General features: G+C 55.9%; 1 rRNA gene. It reads left to right on the top strand.

Annotated elements, in window-relative coordinates:
• Positions 1 to 1,236: ribosomal RNA gene (locus tag ACFFLD_RS20560) — 16S ribosomal RNA — on the top strand; the annotation flags it as partial.

Raw genomic sequence — 1,236 nt, 5'->3', positions numbered from 1 at the left:
GACGATCCGTAGCTGGTCTGAGAGGATGATCAGCCACATCGGGACTGAGACACGGCCCGAACTCCTACGGGAGGCAGCAGTGGGGAATATTGGACAATGGGGGCAACCCTGATCCAGCCATGCCGCGTGTGTGAAGAAGGCCCTCGGGTTGTAAAGCACTTTCAGCGAGGAAGAACGCCTGGTGGTTAATACCCATCAGGAAAGACATCACTCGCAGAAGAAGCACCGGCTAACTCCGTGCCAGCAGCCGCGGTAATACGGAGGGTGCAAGCGTTAATCGGAATTACTGGGCGTAAAGCGCGCGTAGGTGGCTTGATAAGCCGGTTGTGAAAGCCCCGGGCTCAACCTGGGAACGGCATCCGGAACTGTCAAGCTAGAGTACAGGAGAGGAAGGTAGAATTCCCGGTGTAGCGGTGAAATGCGTAGAGATCGGGAGGAATACCAGTGGCGAAGGCGGCCTTCTGGACTGATACTGACACTGAGGTGCGAAAGCGTGGGTAGCAAACAGGATTAGATACCCTGGTAGTCCACGCCGTAAACGATGTCGACCAGCCGTTGGGTGCCTAGCGCACTTTGTGGCGAAGTTAACGCGATAAGTCGACCGCCTGGGGAGTACGGCCGCAAGGTTAAAACTCAAATGAATTGACGGGGGCCCGCACAAGCGGTGGAGCATGTGGTTTAATTCGATGCAACGCGAAGAACCTTACCTACCCTTGACATCCTGCGAACCCGGAAGAGATTCCGGGGTGCCTTCGGGAACGCAGAGACAGGTGCTGCATGGCTGTCGTCAGCTCGTGTTGTGAAATGTTGGGTTAAGTCCCGTAACGAGCGCAACCCTTGTCCTTATTTGCCAGCGAGTAATGTCGGGAACTCTAAGGAGACTGCCGGTGACAAACCGGAGGAAGGTGGGGACGACGTCAAGTCATCATGGCCCTTACGGGTAGGGCTACACACGTGCTACAATGGCCGGTACAAAGGGCTGCGAACTCGCGAGAGCAAGCGAATCCCTTAAAGCCGGTCTCAGTCCGGATCGGAGTCTGCAACTCGACTCCGTGAAGTCGGAATCGCTAGTAATCGTGAATCAGAATGTCACGGTGAATACGTTCCCGGGCCTTGTACACACCGCCCGTCACACCATGGGAGTGGACTGCACCAGAAGTGGTTAGCCTAACGCAAGAGGGCGATCACCACGGTGTGGTTCATGACTGGGGTGAAGTCGTAACAAGGTAGCCGTAG

Origin of the sequence: Vreelandella sulfidaeris, from assembly GCF_042429665.1 — a bacterium.
Lineage (GTDB): Bacteria > Pseudomonadota > Gammaproteobacteria > Pseudomonadales > Halomonadaceae > Vreelandella.
Note: the sequence above shows the minus strand (reverse complement) of the source record. Positions and strands in the feature narration are given on the sequence as shown.